Origin of the sequence: Arthrobacter sp. Hiyo1 (assembly GCF_001263615.2) — a bacterium.
Taxonomy (GTDB): domain Bacteria; phylum Actinomycetota; class Actinomycetes; order Actinomycetales; family Micrococcaceae; genus Arthrobacter.
Map to the genome: position 1 here is coordinate 841,600 of NZ_DF952469.1, position 4,252 is coordinate 845,851.

Sequence of the window (4,252 nt, forward strand, 5' to 3'; positions counted from 1 at the left end):
CCGGCCAGCCCGAAGACAGGTTCCACGGTGGAGGTACCCGGCAAGGCGTCAAGGTAATCGCCGAGGGCCAGCAACTTGCCCGACGGCGCCGTGCCGCGTCCGGCTTCCACTCCGGCAATGCGGATGGCATAGGTGGACGGCGGCAGCTCGACGTTGTCGCGCGTGCGGACGGGTGGAATCACGATCCCCAACTCCATGGCGATCTTGTGGCGCAAGGAACGGACGCGGGCCAGGAGGTCGTCCGAGGCGCCGGAGACCATGTCAACAAGGTCCGGAGCCAGCAGGATCTCGACCGGGTGGACACGCATGTCCTGCATGAGCCGCTCGTTCGGGTCTTCTTCGGAGCTTAAGGTGGCCGCTTCCTTGGCGTCCTCCGCCTCGTTGTGCTTCTTCTGCTGCGCCTCGAGGCGCCTCGAGCCGAACAGCAGGGCAGCGCCCACCAGCAGGAAGGGCACGACTGGCATGCCGGGGATGAGCGCCATGCGACGGCGGCCAGCCCCGCGATGAGCAAGGCGTTGGGCGACTGCATGAGCTGCGAGGAGGCCGTGCGGCCCATGTCTTCCTCGGCATTGGACCGGGTGACGATCATGCCCGTGGACACGGCCATGAGGAGGGCCGGAATCTGGGTGACCAGCCCGTCGCCCATGGTCAAGAGGCCGTAGGAACTCAGCGCGTCGCCGACATTCATGCCGCGCTGCAGCACGCCGATGGCAATGCCACCGACAAAGTTGATGATGATAATGATGATGCCCGCGATCGCATCGCCCTTGACGAATTTCGAGGCACCGTCCATCGCGCCGTAGAAGTCGGCCTCGGCGGACACCTCGGCACGGCGTTTGCGGGCCTGGGCGTCAGTGATAAGGCCGGCGTTGAGGTCCGCGTCGATGGCCATCTGCTTGCCGGGCATTGCGTCGAGGGTGAACCTGGCTCCCACCTCGGCCACGCGCTCGGCGCCCTTGGTGACCACGACGAACTGGATGACCACCAGGATCAGGAACACCACGGCGCCGATGATCATGGAGCCGCCCACGGTGACCTTGCCGAAAGCGTCGATCACTTGCCCGGCGAATCCTTGTCCCAGCACCAGCCGGGTGGACGCGACGTTGAGCCCCAGCCGGAACAGCGTGGCCACGAGCAGCAACGACGGGAAGACGGAGAAGTCCAAGGGCTTCTTGACGAACATGCTCGTGAGCAGGATCAACAAGGCGAGCAGGATGTTGCAGACGATCAGGAAGTCCAGCAGCGGCGCGGGTACCGGAACAACTAGGAGCAGTACGATGCCCACGATTCCCACCGGCACGGTGAGCCTGGCGAATCTGTTCATTGCTGTGTCCTTTCTTGCGGCAAACGGTGCATTCCGCGTGCCGCTCCCCTGGCCTTGAGTGACATGACGAACGCCAGGACTCCCGCCACGGCCCGGTACAGCTCCACGGGGATTTCCTGGCCCAGCTCGCAGGCCGAGTGCAGTGCCCTCGCCAGCGGGATGTCTTGGACCATCGGAACCGATGTCGCCTCCGCCTCTTCCCTGATGCGGGCAGCGATCACCCCCGCTCCCTTGGCCACGACGCGCGGTGCCGCTTTACCGGCGTCGTACTTCAGCGCGACGGCGACGTGCGTCGGGTTGACGATCACGACGTCGGCGTCCGCGATCGCGCCGATCATGCGGTTCCGGCTCATGCTCAATTGGCGCGAACGCCGCTGGGACTTGATCAGGGGATCGCCGTCGCTGTTCTTGTTTTCGTCCTTGATTTCTTTCTTGGACATGCGCGTCTTCTTGCGGTTGCGGCGCATGACCACGAAGATGTCCGCGGCAGCTAGGACCAGGCCCGCCAGCACGGCGAACTGGATCAACGAACCGATGCCCCCGACTGCTGCCGAAAGGATGCCGGACACCGGCAGTCCCCCGGCAGTGAGCAGCACCGGGATGAGCCCCTGCACAACGGCGTAAAGGACAAGTCCGACGACGGCGGTCTTGAGGAGCGCTTTCAGGCCGCCCCACAGTGCCTGGGTGCCGAAGATCCGCTTGAGGCCACTGAGGAGGTTGAAGTGCTCGAACTCGGCGCGGAACTTCTTGAAGTGGATGCCGCCCTGCAACGCGGATCCCGCGAGCACCACCACCATGACCACCACGAACAGGGGCCCCAGCACTTGGGCCAGGGAACCGAACCCGGCGTCGAGCGCCGCGACGGCTTTGCCGGGCTCGGGGTTCGCGATGACTCCGCGGACGGTGAACAGTTGGTCAGCCGCAGCGTTGGAGGCACGCTCGATGGTGGACGGAATCATGGCCGCGGCGGATCCGACGGCGAGCCAGGCGGTGAGGTCCTGCGAGCGGGAAAGCTGCCCTTTGGACCGGACTTCCCGCATCCGTTTGTCCGTGGCTTGCTCGGTTTTCTCTTGTGAATCCGACATCAGCCCACCCCCATCAGTGTGTTCGCCGCTTGCTCGGCGAGCATGGCAACGAGGCGCGGCAGAGCCAGGAACAGGAACCCTGCAAGCCCGAGGGTGATGAGGACCTTGAGCGGGAAGCCCAGGGCGAAAGCATTCAGGGCGGGCGCTACACGGGTGAGGAGCCCCAGCCCGATATCGGCGAGTACCAACACCACCAGGAGCGGCCCGGCGATTTGCACCGCGGAGAGGAACATCCCGGTGGCAGCCGAAATCATCGCGTGCACCGGCTGTGCCAAATCCAGTCCTCCAGCCAGCGGCAAGGCCGTGAAACTCCCGGTCAAGCCGCCGATCACCAGCTGGTAGCCGTCCGAGGCGAAAAGCAGGGCCAGGGCGGCCATCTGCATCAACCGGGTGAATTGGGCCCCGTTGATCATCATCTGGGGATCGAAGCCCTGGGCCATCTGGAAGCCGCTGAAGAGGTCTATCAGGCTGCCGGCCGATTGGATGGCCGCGAAGACGAGCAGAACGAGGAAGCCAAGGACCAACCCGGTCACGAGCTCAAGGACCACGGCCGCGATGAAGCCGGCGGTGTCCTTGGAGGTGTAGCCGGCGGAGAGACGTTGGGAAACGGCGAGTCCCAATCCGATGCCGAGCATCCCTTTGATCCGCAGCGGAATAGTTTGGTGCGAGAAGGGCGGGGCCACCACCAGGAACGCCGTCATCCGGACGGAGGCCAACAAGAGGACCTCAAGCCAGGACTGGTTGAAGGGCAGCTCCACTTCACGCTCCGCCGATCAGCGCGGGTATCCGGGCAAAGAGCTCGTTGGTGAAGGAGACGGCCTCGGTGATCATCCAGTGCCCGCACACCACCAGGGCCACGGCCACGGCGACTGCCTTGGGCACGAAGGAGAGAGTGGCTTCCTGAAGCTGGGTGATGGATTGCAGGAGGGAAATGGCGAGGCCCACCACTAGCGCGGTCACCAAGGCGGGCGCGGCCAGCTTGGCCGCAAGAATCAGGGCCTGGAGGCAAATGTCCAGGACTGCGTTGGTATCCATCAGCCGCTCGAATAGCTCTGGATCAGGGCGGTGATCACCAATCCCCAGCCGTCCACCAGGATGAACAGCAGGATTTTGAAGGGCAACGAGATCATCACCGGCGGAAGCATCATCATGCCCATGGACATCAGCGCGGCCGAGACCACCAGGTCGATCACCAGGAACGGGATGAAAATGACGAAACCGATGATGAACGCTGCCCTGAGCTCGGAGATCATGAACGCGGGGATAAGGGTTTGTAGCGGGACCGATTGCGGGTTGGCCGGGTTATCCAGTTTGGCCGCCCGGGTCATGAGGGCAATGTCTTCTTGGCGGGTGTGGGCCACCATGAAGTGCTGGAGCGGCGCGGATCCTGCCGAAACGGCTCCGTTGAAGTCCAGTGTCCCGTTCAGGTAGGGCTGGATGCCGACGTTGTTGATCTCCGAGATCACGGGCCACATCACGAACAGGGATAGGAAGAGCGCCAGTCCGGCCAGCACCTGGTTGGGCGGGATGGACGGGAGGGACAAGGCGTTGCGGGTCATCGCGAGCACCACGAAGATCTTGGTGAACGAGGTCATCATGAGCAGCAGGGCAGGCGCGACCGAGAGTAGCGTGATCCCGATCAGGGTCACCACCGCCGTGGATGGCTTTCCATCGAGGCCATTGATATTGATGCTGACGTTGCCGCTCGACGGCTGCGCCGGCGCGGTGGGAACTGCGGGCGCGGTGGGTGGCGTCGGGCTGACCGGTGCCGCATGTCCAATTGACGCGCCCAGCCACAGGAAGAGGGCTGTCAGCAACAGGACACAGAGCACCGCGGGAAGTG

4 protein-coding genes and 1 pseudogene are annotated in these 4,252 nt (G+C 64.3%); all 5 read right to left on the reverse strand.

Annotated elements, in window-relative coordinates; genetic code table 11:
* Positions 1-62 precede the first annotated feature (62 nt).
* Positions 63-1,324, reverse strand: a pseudogene (locus AHiyo1_RS08140) (FHIPEP family type III secretion protein); the annotation flags it as partial.
* Positions 1,321-2,409 (reverse strand): EscU/YscU/HrcU family type III secretion system export apparatus switch protein, encoded by a 1,089-nt coding sequence (locus AHiyo1_RS08145; protein WP_059388217.1) that lies wholly within the window; start codon positions 2,407-2,409, stop codon positions 1,321-1,323. The pseudogene AHiyo1_RS08140 and the gene AHiyo1_RS08145, both read right to left, overlap by 4 nt.
* Complete coding sequence (locus tag AHiyo1_RS08150; protein WP_059388218.1) at positions 2,409-3,167, reverse strand: flagellar biosynthetic protein FliR; 759 nt, start codon at positions 3,165-3,167, stop codon at positions 2,409-2,411. Before AHiyo1_RS08150 ends, AHiyo1_RS08145 begins: the two co-directional genes overlap by 1 nt.
* Before the next feature lies 1 nt (position 3,168).
* A complete protein-coding gene (gene fliQ / locus AHiyo1_RS08155) occupies positions 3,169-3,444 on the reverse strand; it encodes a flagellar biosynthesis protein FliQ (RefSeq protein WP_059388219.1) in 276 nt (91 codons plus the stop codon).
* Positions 3,444-4,241: a flagellar type III secretion system pore protein FliP gene (gene fliP, locus AHiyo1_RS24580; RefSeq protein WP_084784413.1), complete on the reverse strand. Its 798-nt coding sequence runs from the start codon at positions 4,239-4,241 to the stop codon at positions 3,444-3,446. The genes fliQ and fliP overlap by 1 nt, the downstream gene beginning before the upstream one ends.
* Between the last annotated feature and the right edge of the window lie 11 nt (positions 4,242-4,252).

What these genes read in the sequence shown, in the direction of transcription:
- AHiyo1_RS08145 (WP_059388217.1), bottom strand. Translation starts at nt 2,409, where the DNA reads ATGTCGGATTCACAAGAGAAAACCGAGCAAGCCACGGACAAACGGATG.
- fliQ (WP_059388219.1), bottom strand. Translation starts at nt 3,444, where the DNA reads ATGGATACCAACGCAGTCCTGGACATTTGCCTCCAGGCCCTGATTCTT.